We start from the raw sequence: 16,294 nt of genomic DNA, 5'->3' as shown, positions 1-16,294 counted from the left end.
GCTTGTCGCTTTCATGTCGTCAGCAAGCGCAAGCCAACAGGGTGAAGGGCACTGGCAGCCATCAACAGGGATGACGTCGACAAGGACAGAAACATGGCATTAGCGCGTTGGTGGCAAAGACAGCGGGAACAGCTTTTCACGAGCGGGAATTCTGATCAGCCTGGCATCGTCATGCCATTGTGCGTTTCTCTGACGCTGGGGTTGGCAGGTGGTGGTCTCTTTCAGCTGACCGGCATGCCGCTGGCGTGGATGCTGGGCCCCCTGGTCGCCAATCTGCTGGGGGCCATGGCCGGACTGACACTCGCCGTGCCCGAATGGCTGCGCGGCCTGTTTCTGGGCGTACTGGGACTGACGTTGGGTGCGCGGGTATCGCCGGAACTGGTCTCGCATCTCTCCAGCTGGTGGTTGTCGGCGCTGCTGTTGCTGCTCGGCGTCTGGGCCTCGACGCTGGCCTGTGCTGCCTGGTATCGGCGCTGTGGCTTCGATGCCACCAGTGCCTGGTTTGCCTCGGTGCCAGGCGTGCTGACAGCGATGGTGATCATTGGTGAGCGCAGCGGTGGAGATCCACAACGTATCGCGGTGGCCCAATCGCTGCGGGTACTGCTGGTGATCTTGATCCTGCCACCACTCTATTGGTTGTTGGAAGGTGGGGGGGAGGTCGGTAGCGCCGGACAGATGCCGGTGGGTGGGCTGTGGCTGGTACTGTTGTTGCCACTCCTTCTACCGATAGCCAAGCGCCTGCGCTTGCCGAACTCGGCGCTGTTGGGGCCGCTGCTGGTAGCCATGGTGCTGTCGCTTGCCGACGTCGCACGCCTGGCGCCGCCAGTGTGGGGGACGGATGTGATGCAGCTGGTGTTGGGCTGCGCGATAGGGGCGCGTTTCAAGGGGCTGTCGCCGCGCATGCTGGCGGGACTGATGGGGCAGTCGGGCGTCGCGACACTGATTGCGTTGGCGGTGCTGGGCGTCTTTGCGGAGTTGATCCACCAGCTGATGGGGGTGCCGCGAGACGTGGCCTTTCTGGCGCTGGCGCCCGGCGGTATCGGGGAGATGGCGTTGTTGGCCGTCGCGCTGGGATTGGACCCGATCTTCGTCGCCTTCCATCACTTGTTGCGCATGATCGTATTGATGTTGGCGCTACCGCTGATGGTGCGTCACTTTCGGTCTCGGCCCTCTGACGATGACGTGCGCTAGGCAGCAGTGGCATTGCCTCTTGTGAGGGGCGGGATGTGTTGTTATAGTGTGCGCCTTGATAACGCCAAGTGCTTGAAGTTCAAGCGGTTGAGCAGATCACTCTTCGAGTGATGATCATGTTTGTGGTGGCCCTTGTTGGTCCTCTCGCAATGCTAGGCTGAAAACTCCGCCAGGCCCGGAAGGGAGCAACGGTATCGGCTGACGCGTGTGCCGGGATGTGGCTGATAGGGGCCGCCTCCATTTCAGGGCTTTGAAACTTCAGTCAGTCGCATGAAGGTCTCAGGCTCGTGGAATGACCTGCCTCGTTTTACTCTCCTGCTTTTGAAACATCTGCGTTTTTCAAATACCGAAACCTTGTGTCATACCCCCTGGTTGTGTCCTTTCGGGCGCTTTGTCGTGCCTGCCGTTTGAGTGCTCGTGGCTTAATCCTCATGCGGATATGGCAACGTGCTTTGAAGCCACTCGGCAAGTCGCTAGAATGAGCGCATTCTCAGTGAGACCTCAAGCAGGGTCTCCGCCTGTCGGCCGACGGTGGTGCATGTTCGCCGCGCTCGGACAGGTTCCAAGGTCACCCAAGGAATGCCCCGCTCAATGAGCTATCAGGTATTGGCGCGCAAGTGGCGCCCGCGCAATTTTCACGAACTGATCGGTCAGGAGCATGTCAGCCGTGCGCTGGTCAATGCCCTCGATCAGGGGCGCTTGCACCATGCCTATCTGTTCACCGGGACCCGCGGTGTCGGCAAGACGACGCTGGCACGCATTCTCGCCAAGTGCCTGAACTGCGAAGAGGGCGTCAGCTCCACGCCGTGTGGCGTGTGCGGTACCTGTCGCGAAATCGACGAAGGGCGCTTCGTCGACCTGATCGAAGTCGACGCCGCCTCGCGGACCAAGGTCGAGGACACGCGAGAACTGCTGGACAACGTCCAGTACGCACCGACCCAGGGCCGCTACAAGGTGTACCTCATCGATGAGGTGCACATGCTGTCGACGCACAGTTTCAATGCGCTGCTCAAGACGCTGGAAGAGCCGCCGCCCCATGTGAAGTTCCTGCTGGCGACGACCGATCCGCAGAAGCTGCCGGTCACCATTCTGTCGCGTTGCCTGCAGTTCACGCTCAAGAACATGCCGCCGGTACGCGTGGTTGACCACCTCAAGGACATTCTCGCTCGCGAGGAAGTCAGCTTCGAGGAAGATGCCCTGTGGCTGCTGGGCAAGGCGGCCGATGGCTCGATGCGTGATGCCATGAGCCTGACCGATCAGGCGATTGCCTTCGGTCATGGCAGTGTGCGTCGTGAAGATGTCGCCGCCATGCTGGGTACATTGGACCACCGCCACGTGCTGGCGCTGCTGGAATGTCTGGCCTCGCTGGATGCGGCAAGCTTGTTGGCGGAAGTCGCGACGCTCGCCGAGCAGGGCCCGGATTACGGCGGCGTGCTGGATGACATGGCGTCCGTCTTCCACCGTCTGGCGATTGCCCAGATGGTGCCCAGTGCACTGGATAATGGCCATGGCGACCGTGAGGCGCTACTGGCGCTGGCCTGTCGTTTCACCGGCGAAGACGTGCAGCTTTACTACCAGATTGCCTTGCAGGGTCGTGGTGACATGGGCAATGCGCCCGATGCACGCACCGCGCTTGAAATGACGCTGTTACGCATGTTGGCCTTCCGCCCACAGGGCGTGCCGCGGCCGTCACAGACGCCGCTGCCGATGACAGGTCAGCCTGCGGTAACCGCAAGTACGCCTGCCGCACCAGCCCCTCAAGCGCCTGTTGCTCCCCCAGCACCGGCATCTGTTGCGCCCCCGGTAGAATCGGCGCAAGCCGCTGTTGCGCCTGTCGCACAAGCGCCTGCTGCACCTGTTACCGCTCCCGTGTCAGAGCCGATGTCACCGATGGCGGAAGAGCCGCCCCCGTGGGCGACGGAGGACGTTCCCTACGACGCTCAGGATGCCGGCTTTCGCGGGCTAGACAGTGGTGAGTCGGTGTCTGCGCCGCAAACGCAAATGACGCCGGACAATGAGACTACGCCGCAACCGGCTCCTTATTCAGCACCAGAACCAGCCGTGCAGCCAGCACCAGCCGTGCAGCCAGCACCAGCAGTGCAGCCAGTACCAGAACCAGCCGTGCAGCCTGAGCCGGCAATTGATTCCGCACCTGCCCGTCAGGTAGCTAGCTCGGCGATGGCACGCTTGAGCGCTGCCTTTGGCAGCGGTGCTGAGGCTCCGGCCGAGATGGCGCCTGTTGCCACCCCGACTGAGCCAGCATCGGTTTCAGTTCCAGTCGCGCCTGTTGTTGCCGAATCAGGCCCTGTTACGCCAGCATCTGAGCAGGAGGCTCCTGAATCAGCGCCGGTGGCTTCGGCTCCTGTTGAGCCAGCGGCGGTTGCATCAGCTCCGGTCGCACCAGCCTCCGCTGCCGCCCAGACTTCGCAAGCCGAAGATGGGCGCCTGAATCATGAGGCATGGCTAGAGCTGTTCCCCGCGCTGGGCCTCGGTGGCATCACGCGGAATATCGGTGCGCACTGTCTGGTTGAGCACGATGACGGCACGCATCTCAAGCTGCGTCTTGATCCTGCCCAGTCCGCGATGATGGCGGATGTGCACCGGGACCGCATTCATGATGCGTTAGCGGGACAGGGGGTTGAGCGTGTGCTTGAGATCAATATTGCGCCGCTTCCTGAAGGATTGGAGACGCCACACGGCCGTCGTATTCGCATGTTGGGCGAACGCCATGTGCGTGCGGTTGAAGCCTTGCGTACTGACCCGCATATCAAGTTGCTGGAGCAGGAGTTGGACGCGCGGCTACTCGAAGACAGCGTCAACTCCTTCGAGCCGGACAACTTCTGACGCCGGGCAGTCTCCGGCGGCAGTGACGCGAAAAGGCAAAACAGCACAAGGGCCGCTGCGACATGAACGTTGCACCGGCTGTCAGGAAGCCACGCCACGGTTTGACGCGGCTTCCGAGGCATATTTCAAGTTCAATAGACGAGTGATGAGGTGAGCCATGTTTGGTGGAAAAGGCGGTATGGGCAACATCATGAAGCAGGCGCAGGAAATGCAGGAGCGCATGCAGCAGGTTCAGGAAGAAGCAGCCAAGGCTGAAGTTCACGGCGAATCTGGTGCAGGCATGGTCAAGATCACCATGAACGGCCGTCATGACGTGTCGCGCGTCGAGATCGATCAGAGTCTGATGGAAGAAGACAAGGAACTGCTGGAAGACCTGCTGGCCGCTGCTGTCAATGACGCGGTACGCAAGGTCGAAGTCGCTTCCAAGAAACAGATGGAAGAGGCGACTGCAGGGATGAATCTTCCGGCTGGCTTCAAGATGCCCTTCTAATGGGGTTTTCGCCGCTGGTTGATCAGCTGCTTGAAGCGCTGCGAGTATTGCCAGGCGTAGGCCCACGGACTGCGCAGCGCATGGCACTGCATCTGCTGGAGCGCGACCGTGTGGGCGCCGACCGTTTGGTCGGCGTGCTGGGCGAAGCGCTGGAACGAGTGGGCTACTGTGCCCGCTGCCGTACGTTGACTGAAGAAGAGATCTGTCAGCTGTGCTTGAGCCCTCGGCGTGATGATCGTGTGCTGTGCGTGGTGGAATCCCCCGCGGATCAGCTCGCGATCGAAGGTGCGGGTGGCTATGTGGGACGTTATTTCGTGCTACACGGCCATCTCTCACCGCTGGATGGTATCGGGCCGGAAGATATCGGCCTTGATGCGCTGGAAACCCGTGTGCGCGAAAGCCAGATTGAGGAATTGGTGCTGGCCACCAACCCCACAGTCGAAGGCGAGGCCACGGCGCATTATATTGCTGAGCAGCTACGCGACGTGAATCATGGCGGGCAGCTGCTCAAGATGACGCGCCTGGCGTACGGCGTGCCGATGGGGGGTGAACTTGAATATGTTGATGGCGGGACCTTGAGTCGTGCCTTCAGCGGTCGCCTGCCGTTTAACCTCGGCGAGATTTGACGGTTACGGCGCTTGCCGTGACATAGGAATACGCCTGCGGGCGTGGTGGTCAGAAGCCGCCACGCCCGTTGTCGTTTGCCGCCCGGTGTCTGGCAAGTGCCCGTCACCTTCATTTTTCCGCTTGCCCGGGCAAGCCTGTCACCGTGAGATTCCTCCCCTGATGAGCGATCAACTCCCCGCTTCCGCTGCACTGTTGTCAGAGCTAGATTTCGAAGCCGTCTGGGTCGAGACTCCTGAAGCCCTGGCGACTGCCTGTGCCGAGCTCGAGGGCGCCGACTGGTTGGCGCTGGACACCGAATTCATCCGTGAGTCCACCTTCTTCCCGATTCCGGCGTTGGTGCAGTTGATGGCGGCACGTGATGGTCAGCTGCCGGGTGAAGATGGCACCACACCGCGTATCTTCCTGATTGACCCGACCGTCGTGCCAGCCAGCGATGCGCTCAAGCGCCTGTTGGGTGCTGAGGGGCCGCTCAAGTTGCTGCACGCCTGTGGCGAAGACATGGAAGTGTTTTTGCGCTGGGCGGGTGTCGCACCGACACCATTGATCGATACCCAGATCGCTGAAGGCCTGACGGGGGGCGAAGCCTCGATGGGCTATCAGCGCCTGGTCGAGCGAGTCGCCGGTGTTACCGTGCCGAAGGAAGAGACGCGCTCCAACTGGCTCAAGCGTCCGCTGACGCAGTCGCAGTGTGATTATGCTGCGCTGGATGTGCTGTTTCTTCCGCAGGTATGGACAGAGCAACGCGCTGCGCTGCAAAAGCTAGAGCGCATGGCGTGGCTCGAGGAAGACTGCAGTGCGCCGGGCAGCAGTGGTGGCTCGACGCCTGACCCGGAGTACTGGAAGCGTCATCGTAGCCTGTGGAAGCTGAGTCCACGGGGCCTGGCATCCTGGCAGGCACTGTGTGAATGGCGTGAAGTGCAGATTCGAAAGCGTGATGTTCCACGTTCACGCTTGCTGGCAGATCCGCAGCTGTTCGGTATCTGTGAGCGTCTCCCGGTCAATCGTTTCGAGATGGCCAAGGTTGAAGGCATGCGTCCACCGCAGATCAAGCGTGAAGGCGATACCGTACTGGCGATTCTCAAGGACGTGGCCATGATTGATGACAGTCAATTGCCGCGTGTACCGCCTTCACCGCTGGCACCGGAGTGGAAGAACCGCATGAAGCGTCTCAAGCGAGAAGTGAACGCCGTCGCTGAAGCCCAAGGCGTCAAGCCGGAAATTCTTGGCAGACGTCGTGACATGGAAGCGCTGGTGATTGCGGACCATGACGGCGAAGCATTACCACTGCCCAGCGGTTGGCGCGGAGCGCTATTGGCTGATCGCCTTGCCAAGGCACTGGCCGAATAGTCCGTGCGTGAGTAGAAGATGAAAATCGCTAGCATCCTTCGGCTGTGCCCGCGGTCGAGAGGGATACTGATGCGCGCAAGCGCTGTTGGACGATGGATGGCACCATGACTGACGACAAGATGATCTGCGAGATCTACAAGAGTGCGAAAAACGACGAGATGTATCTTTATGTCGAAAAGGCGCATGGCCTGAAGGACGTGCCGGAACCCCTGTTGGGAATATTCGGCAAGCCGACCGCACTGATGACGCTGTTGATTCGCGCCAGCAAGCCGTTGGCGCGTGTGGATAGTGTGACCGTACTGGAGAAGATCCGTGAGCAGGGCTTCTATCTACAGATGCCGCCGGCCAAGGAAAATCTTCTGAAAGAGTTGGGCGTGACGCCGCCAGAAACGCATTACTGATATTGATGGGTCAGTGTCCTGACCGCGCGACCCGCCCCGACTGGATTAGACAGACCCTGCTGCCCGGCAGGGCGAGGAGAATACGATGAGCAATGCCACGCCACCTGACGGCGGATTGCGTGAGCGATTCTGGGAGCATCACGCGCTTTCGGAACTGAATGCCGCCGAGTGGGAGGCACTGTGTGATGGCTGTGGTCAATGCTGTCTGCTCAAGTTCGAGGATGAAGACAGCGGTGAGATCGCGGTGCTGGATGTGGCCTGTCGCCTGCTGGACGTGCGCAAGGTCAGCTGCCGTGACTATCCCAATCGCACCACGCGCGTGCCAGGTTGCATTCCATTGGATGTCGAGACGGTAGGCAGGCTGCGCTGGCTGCCGGAAACCTGCGGTTATCGACGCCTCAATGAAGGTCGCGAGTTGCCGGAATGGCATCCGCTGTTGACCGGCGATGCGAAAAGCGTCAAGCGGGCGGGTATCTCGGTCTCGCGTTTTGCGGTCTCTGAAACCTCGGTACGCAAGCAGGATCTTGAAGAGCACATCATCGCGATCATTGATCCAGAGAGCTGACATGGCTCTCGCCGGTATCCATCGCAAAAAAAGCGCAGCTCATATGAGCTGCGCTTTTTTTTGCGCGTCGGTAGCTGCTTTGGGCATGTCGCCAGCAGTGAACTTCGGCGCCATGGCTTACTCTGGCAATTGCGGTGCGTCGTAGTCGAAAGGCTCATCGCTGTAGATATCGACCTGGGCACGCGCGATGCGACCTGACTCGGCCTCCACTTCGCGAGCGAAGAAGCCAGCGATTTCCTCGCGACGACAATGCGCTTCAAAGCATTCCTCGTCTGCCCAGATTTCCAGGAAGGCAAAGTGGAAGCCGCTGGTATCGCGTTCATCATCCTCACTGCCATGCGCACGAGTGATGGTGTACTGAATGCAGCCGTCTTCACGGTGACTGTTAGGCTCAAGCTGTTGAAGTGCGCGGAAGACGGCGGCTTCCTCACCGGATTTGGCTTCGAAGCGGGCAACGCAATAGACCTGACTGGACATGCAGACTCCTCGAATGGTGTATCGGTAACATGCTGCAGGCTACGCCGCACTGATGACAGGGGTGCGACACGGTATCCGTGAGGATGTCAGTTGTCGGGCCTGATGAATAGCGCTCTCAGGAGAGAAATCGTCATGTCTGATGCAACCAGCAGTTGTGAATAAATGAACGTTCATTTATTTTAGATGCACGCGAGCTTTCATCTTTTCTCCTTGTTTCTGCTCAGGCAATCCAGTCGACTCCGGCCCTCTGATCATCTCAGTCCTCTGCCTGCCTCAGTCTTTTGCCCACCTTTGTGACAGGTCCTCAATCATGCGTCACCGCGATGAGCACAAGCTAAAGGCCTTGCTGGAGGCCGCCATGATGGAGGTGTCCGAGCATGGCTTTTCCGTGACGTCGGTGGCACGTATCGCCAAGGCCGCGGGTATGTCGCCCGGCACGGTCTATCTCTATTACCGTGACAAGGAAGCCCTGTTGGAGGCGACCTTCGTCGATGTCAGTCAGCGCATCATTGACGTGGCGGTCGAGGCTTTTCAGACACCATCGTCCACTGAAGACGTCTGTCGTGATGATGTGCATCAGCTCAAGACCGCCATGAGGCGTGTCTGGCAGGCGTTGATAAAGCTGGGGCGTCGCGAGCCCGCGCTGTTTCGCTTTCACGATCAGTTTCTACATTCTTCTCACATGACTGATGCGCTCAAGATCGCAAATCAGCAGAAGGCCAGTGCGTTGCTGGACGCCTTCGAGGCGGGCAAGCGGAGTGGCATCCTGAAGCCGATCGAGCTGGTGCTGATCGAGATATTCATGTTCCGCACGATCTACAGCCTGCTGCAGGGCCAAGGCTGCCAGGTGCCTCCCATCAGTGATGCAAGCTTTGATCAGGGCTTTGACATGGCCTGGGATGCAATCGCACTGCGTTCTTGAGGCGTTTTTGAGATTTAAGAAGGGCGCCACGTCGCCGCTGATGAAATGTAGATCTTTCGCGTGTGACAGACCTCTCATTCATACATATCCAAGGGCTAGCCGATGACTCTTTCACCTCCTGTGTTGCCTGGCGCATTGTCCGGATGGCGTTGCACTCTCAGGACAGTCTTCGGCCTTGCGCTGGCGGCGGGACTGGCGGCCTGCAGCGAACCAGAAGCCCCGCTATCTCGTCAGCAGGTGTATCCGGTCAAGCTGGTTGTGTTGTCCGACGAGAGCGGCGGTGTCATCCAGCGCTATCCTGGCATCGTGGAAGCCTCTGAGCGCGCCAATCTGTCATTCCGAATTGGCGGTGAGTTACGTACGTTGTCGGTGCAAGCCGGACAGAAAGTCGAGAAGGGCGAGCTGATTGCATTGTTGGATGATCGTGATGCCAATAGTGATCTCAACAATGCCCGTTCCAGCTTCAATCTGGCGCAGGCTACCTACAAGCGCATGAAGTATTCGGTTGAGAAGGGGGCCATCAGTCGTGCGCGCTTTGATGAGGCGCGTGCCGAGTTCCAGTCGGCGCAGACTCAGTATTCGCGTGCACAAGACCAGCTCAGCTACACCAGGCTCAAGGCGCCTTATGCCGGCGTGATCGCCCGTGTGCCGGTGGATAACTATCAGGTTGTCACGGCTCAGGAGACCATCGCGATACTCCAGCAGCCGGGTCAGATCGATGTCACCTTCAACATGCCGGAACGTCAGGTGCGTGGCATTGATCGTGAACGTGTCGCTGCTGGCCGTCGTGAAGACTCAGCACTGGCGTGGGTGCGCTTTGGCAGCGGCAAGATACGTTATCCGGCTCGCTATAAGGAACATGATGCCAGTGCCAGTGAAGGCTCGCTGAGTTATCAGGTCACCCTGACACTACCGGAACCGCAAGACATCACCGTGCTATCGGGCATGAGCGCTACGGTGGAACTGGATATGCAGCAGCTGACGGGCGCCGTGAAGGGACAGTGGCGAGTGCCGCTGGCGGCCGTCGTGATGCGTGATTCAGTACCCGACCAGCCAGTGGTCTGGCGTTATGTTTCTGCCGATGGCGCTGAGCAGGGCACGATCGAGGCCATCAAGGTCAAGGTGTTGCAAGCGACCGGCGAAGGGATGGTGATCAGTGGTGAGCTCAGCGCGGGTGACCGTTTGGTCACCGCCGGTGCCAGTCGCATGACCGCCGGGGAGCGCGTGCGCCCCTGGGTCAAGGAAGCGGGGCTCTAATCCATGGTCGATTATTTCCTGAGATACAAGGTCATCAGCTGGATGGTGGTGTTGCTGCTGTCAGTCGGCGGTGTGGTGTCATTCTTCGGCCTCGGACAGCTCGAGTTCCCTGAATTCACTATTCGTAATGCAGTGGTGATTACCCAATATCCAGGTGCGACACCGCAACAGGTGGAAGAGGAGGTCACGCTGCCGCTGGAGAAGGCCATCCAGCAGATTCCGCATCTCAAGCGTGTCAGTTCAGTCAACAGTTCCGGGCTGTCACAGATCACGCTGGAACTCGAGAGCAGCGTGCGTGCCAACGAGATGCAGCAGTACTGGGATCTATTGCGCCGCAAGATCAATGATGCCCAGTCGAGCCTGCCGCCGGGTAGCAGCGCCTCTATCATCAATGACGATTTCGGCGATGTGTTCGGGTTGCTCTATAACCTCAGCGGGCCAGGGTATTCGCCACATGACCTGGAAGATCAGGCTGATTTATTGCAGCGTGAGCTGACACTGGTCGAGGGCGTCAAGAAGGTTTCCATCGTTGGCGCGCGCAGTGAACAGGTTATCGTGGCGCTGGACCGTGATCGCATGCAGGCGCTGAATATCTCGCCGGATCAGCTTGCCAACCTGCTCAATGCGCAGAACGTGGTCGGTAATGCCGGCCGCATTCGCCAGAATGGCCTGTCGCTTGAGCTACAGCCCAGTGGCGAATTCACCAGCGTGCGTGATCTCGAGCAACTGGTCGTCGGTCGGCCCGGCAATGGCGGCCTGGTCCATCTCGGTGATATTGCCTCGGTGAGTCGTGAATACACCGAGTCGCCCTCGCGGACCTATCACGCCGATGGCAAGACAGCGCTCTCGATGGGTATCTCGTTTGGCTCCGGCGTCAACGTCGTTGAGGTAGGTGAACGCGTCGATCAGCGTCTTGCAGTATTGGAGTCGCGCATGCCACTGGGCATGGTGCTGACGACGGTCTATCACCAGCCGCAGGTGGTGGACGAGGCGGTCTCCGGCTTCTTGATCAATCTGGCCGAGGCCGTAGGCATCGTGATTCTGGTATTGCTGCTCTTCATGGGTTTCAAGAGTGGCGTGCTGATGGGGCTGGTACTGCTGATCACCATTCTGGGCACCTTCGTGATGATGTCACTGCATGGTATCGAACTGCAGAAAATATCGCTGGGCGCACTGATCATTGCGTTAGGTATGTTGGTCGATAACGCCATCGTGGTTACTGAAGGCATGCTGATCGGCCTGCAGCGCGGTAAAACCAAGCGTCAGGCGGCACATGAGGTGGTTAGCCAGAATCGTTTGCCGCTACTGGGTGCCACGGTGATTGCGATCACGGCTTTCGCGCCCATTGGCCTCTCTCCTGATGCGACGGGTGAATTTGTCGGCTCGCTGTTCTGGGTGCTCTGCTACTCGCTGCTGCTGAGTTGGATCACCGCGCTGACACTGACGCCTTTCTTCTTCGATATGTTCTTTCGTGAAGCCCGTGAGCGCGTACCATCCGAGACAGACGATGCATTCGATGACCCTTATCGTGGTGTGATCTTCCGTGTCTTCCGCAGCCTGCTGAGCTGGGCGATTCGCCTGCGCTGGCTGACATTGGGCGGGGCCTTGGCACTGCTGGTGTTGGCCGTGATGAGCTTTGGGCAGGTCAAGAATGCCTTCTTTCCGGATGCTTCCACGCCGCTATTCTTCGTCGATGTCTGGACACCGGAAGGCACTGATGTGCTCGAGACGGAGCAGCGCATGACGCGTCTTGAAGGGCAGGTGTTGGCTATGGACAAGGTCAATCACGTCACCAGTGTCACCGGGGGTGGTGCCCAGCGCTTCACGCTGACCTATGCGCCGGAAGACAGCTACGCAAGCTTTGGACAGCTGATCGTCGAGACACAAGACATCGTCAGTCGTGAGGCACGCATGGAAGAGGTGATACATCTGTTGCGTCGCCAGTATCCTGATGTGGAGTACAAGGTGCAGGCGCTGCAGGTTGGCCCGTCGGCCAAGGCGAGCCTCGAGGCGCGCCTCTACGGAGAAGATCCCACAGTGTTGCGTCCGCTGGCAGCCAAGGTGCGTGGCGTGTTCGAGGAAGAACCGCTGGCAGACAGTATTCGCTTGTCGTGGCGTAATCGTGTCAATCGTCTTGAGCCTGAGTTTCTTGATGATCAGGCGCGTCGCGTCGGGGTGACGCGTGATGCACTGCACCAGGCACTGTTGATCAATAGCGATGGCGAAAGCGTTGGCGTCTATCGCGAAGGCTCGGAGTTGATTCCGATTCTGCTGCGCGGCGAAGAGGAGCAGCGCTTTGATCTGGATACGCTGGCGAGTCTCAATGTATGGAGTGAGGAGCAGAGCACTTACGTGCCGGCCGGCTCAGTCATGGGTACGCTCAAGACCGAACTACGGGATCCTCTGATCAAGCGCCGGAATCGTGAGCGCATGCTGGCGGTGTATGCCGAGCCAATGCCCCTGTCTGGCGAGACGGCGGCCAGTGTACTGGGGCGTATCCGGCCCAAGGTCGATGCCATCGAGCTGCCGGAGGGGTATCACCTTGAGTGGGGAGGGGAGTTCGAGACCTCAACCGATGCTCAGAAGGCGCTGTTCTCCTCGCTGCCGATGGGGCTGCTGGGCATGTTCGTGATTACCGTGCTGCTGTTTTCCAACCTTCGTCAGGCGCTGGCCATCTGGTCTATCGTGCCGTTGACGCTGATCGGTATCATCAGTGGACTGATCGTGTTCGGCGCACCGTTCACCTTCATGGCACTGCTCGGGACACTGAGTCTGGTGGGCATGGTGCTCAAGAATGCCATCGTGCTGGTGGAGGAAATCAATGTGCAGCTTGCGGAGCAGGAAGATCGCTTCCAGGCGGTGGTGCAGGCCGCGGTCAGTCGTGTGCGGCCAGTGTCGATGGCGGCCATCACCACCATGCTGGGCATGATTCCGCTGTTTCCGGATGCCTTCTTCTCCAGCATGGCGGTCGTTATCGTGTTTGGACTGGGGGTTGCTACGCTGCTGACGTTGGTCGTGCTGCCGGTAGCGTACTGTGCGTTATTCCGTATTCCGACTAGCCAGACTGCAGTGTCAAAGGGCTAGTGCCAAACCTGTGACATATGATATCTGCTGATGCCACTACGCCCGATGACAGCAGTGCTGTCATCGGGCGTAGTGTTGACGATGGGTGGTGTTTGCCAATTCCCTCGACGCGTAACACGATAATCAACCGTGTCAGGTTCGCTTGAGGGGGCATCGCGTGAAGCGCCTTTCCGTTACACTATGCGCCGTTGGTCGCTACATGCGGCCTTTCTGAATCGATGCGTTTGTCGAATCCTGTCGAGTCGTGAGGTGTGCCTTGGTCGAACCACTGAGTGCCTGGTGGGGGCAGCAGCTGGTGTTATGCGGTTGGGATTTCAGTGCAGAGCCGGAAACGGTGTGGACACCTGAAGAGGCGTGCGCGCGTTTGAAGGCGATGGAAGTCCCTGACGCAGGCGAATTGGGATGGCGTTTGCTTGAAGCCTTCCCGAATGACACGCCGGACCCGTTACATCAGCTTGAGGCGTTGGAATTATTGGCGCTGGCCCGCACCGCTGGTTGGTTGTCTGCTGCGCGTACGCGTGGCTGGCAGCTACGGCTGCTCACGGCAATCAGTGGGCATTTCAGCTCGCTTGATGACTGGCTGAAAGCTCTCGCGCATTCCCGTAGCGATGCTGGCTGGACACGCGGCGACGATGGCTTCTTTGAAGCCAGTCTGGCGCTCTCGCAGCTCGAGAAGGAAGATGCCGGCGTTACCTGGTCGCGCCTGCAGGATGCGCTCGAGGAAATGCCTGGCGTGTCTGCGACTGAGCTGTGGCCGCAGGGCGAGCGTGACCGAGTGTGGATGGCGCGTGCCATCTTTTCACCTTGGGTCGGTGGTCATGACGTCACGCGTGACGCGAGTGGATTTTGCGAAGTGGCCGAAAGCGGTTTTTCTGCCGAGGCGCACTGGCCAGGTGTTCAGCGCTGGCTCGGTGATACCTGGGCGATCACCGGACGTGATGAGTTGATCCGGCTGCTGCTATGGCTGGCGGCTCAAGGCCATCGCTATGGTTGGGATATCGACAGTGCACGTCTGCTCGGTGCCAGTGGAAGTGAGCGCGCAGCATGGCTCAGTGAGCTGGAAAGTGACGCAGCCGAAGAAGAGGCTGCGCGCAAGGCAGCAGGTCAAAAAGGGTCGCCTGCGCATGCTGCTGCCAGTGTAGAGCTCGCCGATAGTGCGCTTGAGCAAGGGCCATCGCCGGTGGCGTATGGTGAGTTGTTGCTCAGCTATATGGATCGCGGTGAGCCGCTGGAGTTTGCTGCATGGGACTGGCTGCGGTTGGTCGACCTGTCCTTTGCCGGCCTCTGTGCTGGCTGGCTGAGCCGTGAGGAGGGTGAAGACTTCGCTGCCCACGGTATCGACTTGCTGGTGCGTCGCTATGCCGATTGGCAGGGTGTGGCGCGTGCCTATCAGCGCGGTCGGGGGCTTTTCGAAGGTGCTGACCTGATGCATGACACCGACAGTGATTGGCGTCCGCTGATGTCTTCTCCACTGACCCCGTTGCGCTGTCCGCTGCATTCACTGCTACCTGAGCACCTGCGTGAGCGTTCACGCACAGCGATCCGCCGCTGGCGCAGTGACAGTCGTCACTGGGTACTGGCCATCGCCAGTATTCGTGAGCCTGACATTCTGTATCGTCAGGGATTGTTGTCTGACATTGATGAGGCTCGTCGCGACGAGGCGCGTCAATATCTCAACGAGACGTTGGCACTGGATACCCGTGATGGTGCGCAGGGTATGGCGCGTTTCTGGCTACCGGCGCAGGCACACCATCTCAATCAGCTGGCGGCAGACGCCGCGCGCGGTGCCTTGCCCGATGCCCAGACACCCTTCGGGCGTGCCGACAGTGTTGAGCTTGAGTGTCGTCAGCGGTTAGCGATATGCCATCGTCATCCTGCCAGCATCGTGATGGCGGAAAAGTATGCCTTCTATTTGCTGATGGTGCAGGACACGACCGACTTTGTCGCCGAGGAGTTGGCTGAGTGTGCCGAGCGTCTGCGCAGTGTGCTATGCCGCTTCTATCCAGACGCGCGGCGCTTGCTGGAAGCGTGGGCGGTTTGGGAATCCGCGGTGCCGGAGCTTGAGGATCATCCGCTATCCAATGAGATCCGCTGGCACCTCGAAGACCCTGGCAGCCTGTTCCATTGGCTCGACTGGCATCCGCGCGCCTGGGAAGAGCCGGGATTTCGCCCAAGCCTCGATCGCTTTACCTCGCTGGCACTTAGCGGGCCACTCAATACGCCCTGCTGGGGTGAGCCGATGGTGGAGCATGGTCGCGGTATCGAGGAACTTAGTGGTTGGCTGGAAGGTCACTATGGTCTCGGTAATGCTGAGATGTTGACGGGATTTCTCGATTTCTTGCGTGATGCCGGTGATCGTGATGAGTATCTGATCAATTATGGCCCCTATACGCTCAATCGCTCTCGTCTCGATAATGAGATCGAGGTGCTTGAAAGTGCTGAACGAGGTGATGACGAGCAGGTACATCTAGATCGTCTGCGGCGGGTCAGAGACAACGAGGCACGCTGCAACGAACTGGACATGACCGCGTGGGATATCGCTCAGATGGTGGATCTCGCGATTGCGGGTCGTCAGCTTGGGTGGTTGGATGAGGCTGCCTTCACGGCGTATTTGGAGACAGCCTACAACATGGCGCGGGATCACTACGGCAGTTGGAAGGAATATGCACGCGGCCTGTTCGCGGGGTATGCCTTCTTCATGGGCGATACTGACCAACGTGACAGCTTCCTGCGTGGTTTCCGTGATGCATTGATTCAGTGGTTGACTGCGGCGCCGCCGTTAGCAGGTGCATGGTCGAGTCTCGACTTCCCTGGTGCTCGGCCCGGCCATTGGCCAGCGCTGCACCTGGATATCCTGAGCGGTGATGCTCGCACGCTGCATTGATGCTTATGGTTCGCTGACAGCTGAGTTGCCGAAGGAGTCGGTAGTCTCTCCGATGAATTTTCTTCTGATACTTTGGTCTAGCCTTGTGGGCAATGGCATACGGATTGCGTAAACATGCACTACTATCGTGCGAGCAGCCCTTTATCCTGTGCTCGTTACTGAAGTGTGTTGCTGGTTTTCTGATTCGCGTTTTAGGCAGGTAAAT

The 16,294-nt window shown here is 59.3% G+C and carries 12 protein-coding genes and 1 other RNA gene; 12 read left to right on the top strand and 1 reads right to left on the bottom strand.

Annotation, left to right across the window (positions count from 1 at the left end; all coding sequences use genetic code 11):
• Window positions 1-93: 93 nt before the first annotated feature.
• The 8 genes from GQR90_RS13940 to GQR90_RS13905 all read left to right on the top strand — a co-directional run bounded on the left by GQR90_RS13940 (window position 94) and on the right by GQR90_RS13905 (window position 7,465).
• Window positions 94-1,191, top strand: a complete 1,098-nt coding sequence (locus GQR90_RS13940; protein WP_325064274.1) for an AbrB family transcriptional regulator — start codon at window positions 94-96, stop codon at window positions 1,189-1,191.
• Window positions 1,192-1,324: 133 nt separating this feature from the next.
• Window positions 1,325-1,421, top strand: an RNA gene (ffs, locus tag GQR90_RS13935) — signal recognition particle sRNA small type.
• A gap of 361 nt (window positions 1,422-1,782) precedes the next feature.
• The gene (gene dnaX, locus GQR90_RS13930) at window positions 1,783-4,035 is read left to right on the top strand and encodes a DNA polymerase III subunit gamma/tau (protein ID WP_158774641.1); all 2,253 of its coding nucleotides are present in this window, start codon (window positions 1,783-1,785) and stop codon (window positions 4,033-4,035) included.
• A gap of 157 nt (window positions 4,036-4,192) precedes the next feature.
• Window positions 4,193-4,525, top strand: a complete 333-nt coding sequence (locus GQR90_RS13925; RefSeq protein WP_158774640.1) for a YbaB/EbfC family nucleoid-associated protein — start codon at window positions 4,193-4,195, stop codon at window positions 4,523-4,525.
• Window positions 4,525-5,151: a recombination mediator RecR gene (recR, locus tag GQR90_RS13920; RefSeq protein ID WP_158774639.1), complete on the top strand. Its 627-nt coding sequence runs from the start codon at window positions 4,525-4,527 to the stop codon at window positions 5,149-5,151. Before GQR90_RS13925 ends, recR begins: the two co-directional genes overlap by 1 nt.
• A gap of 160 nt (window positions 5,152-5,311) precedes the next feature.
• Window positions 5,312-6,499, top strand: a complete 1,188-nt coding sequence (gene rnd, locus GQR90_RS13915; RefSeq protein WP_158774638.1) for a ribonuclease D — start codon at window positions 5,312-5,314, stop codon at window positions 6,497-6,499.
• A 104-nt stretch (window positions 6,500-6,603) separates the two neighbouring features.
• On the top strand, window positions 6,604-6,900 hold the full coding sequence (locus tag GQR90_RS13910; protein ID WP_158774637.1) for a YcgL domain-containing protein: 297 nt from the start codon (window positions 6,604-6,606) through the stop codon (window positions 6,898-6,900).
• A gap of 85 nt (window positions 6,901-6,985) precedes the next feature.
• Window positions 6,986-7,465 (top strand): YcgN family cysteine cluster protein, encoded by a 480-nt coding sequence (locus GQR90_RS13905; protein ID WP_158774636.1) that lies wholly within the window; start codon window positions 6,986-6,988, stop codon window positions 7,463-7,465.
• A gap of 117 nt (window positions 7,466-7,582) precedes the next feature.
• On the opposite strand, the gene GQR90_RS13900 is transcribed toward GQR90_RS13905, so the two are convergent.
• Window positions 7,583-7,942: a putative quinol monooxygenase gene (locus GQR90_RS13900; protein WP_158774635.1), complete on the bottom strand. Its 360-nt coding sequence runs from the start codon at window positions 7,940-7,942 to the stop codon at window positions 7,583-7,585.
• Between the two features lie 310 nt (window positions 7,943-8,252).
• Between GQR90_RS13900 and GQR90_RS13895 the strand changes: the two genes are divergently transcribed.
• The 4 genes from GQR90_RS13895 to GQR90_RS13880 all read left to right on the top strand — a co-directional run bounded on the left by GQR90_RS13895 (window position 8,253) and on the right by GQR90_RS13880 (window position 16,089).
• Window positions 8,253-8,864, top strand: coding sequence for a TetR/AcrR family transcriptional regulator (locus GQR90_RS13895; protein WP_158774634.1), 612 nt, complete (start codon window positions 8,253-8,255; stop codon window positions 8,862-8,864).
• Between the two features lie 102 nt (window positions 8,865-8,966).
• Window positions 8,967-10,121, top strand: coding sequence for an efflux RND transporter periplasmic adaptor subunit (locus GQR90_RS13890; protein ID WP_158774633.1), 1,155 nt, complete (start codon window positions 8,967-8,969; stop codon window positions 10,119-10,121).
• 3 nt (window positions 10,122-10,124) lie between these two features.
• Window positions 10,125-13,205, top strand: coding sequence for an efflux RND transporter permease subunit (locus GQR90_RS13885; protein ID WP_158774632.1), 3,081 nt, complete (start codon window positions 10,125-10,127; stop codon window positions 13,203-13,205).
• Window positions 13,206-13,461: 256 nt separating this feature from the next.
• Window positions 13,462-16,089 (top strand): DUF1266 domain-containing protein, encoded by a 2,628-nt coding sequence (locus GQR90_RS13880; RefSeq protein WP_158774631.1) that lies wholly within the window; start codon window positions 13,462-13,464, stop codon window positions 16,087-16,089.
• Window positions 16,090-16,294 lie beyond the last annotated feature (205 nt).

The sequence above is a fragment of the Cobetia sp. L2A1 genome (genome assembly GCF_009796845.1).
In the GTDB taxonomy this organism is placed as follows: Bacteria; Pseudomonadota; Gammaproteobacteria; order Pseudomonadales; family Halomonadaceae; genus Cobetia.
This window is presented reverse-complemented; position numbering and strand designations above follow the sequence as displayed.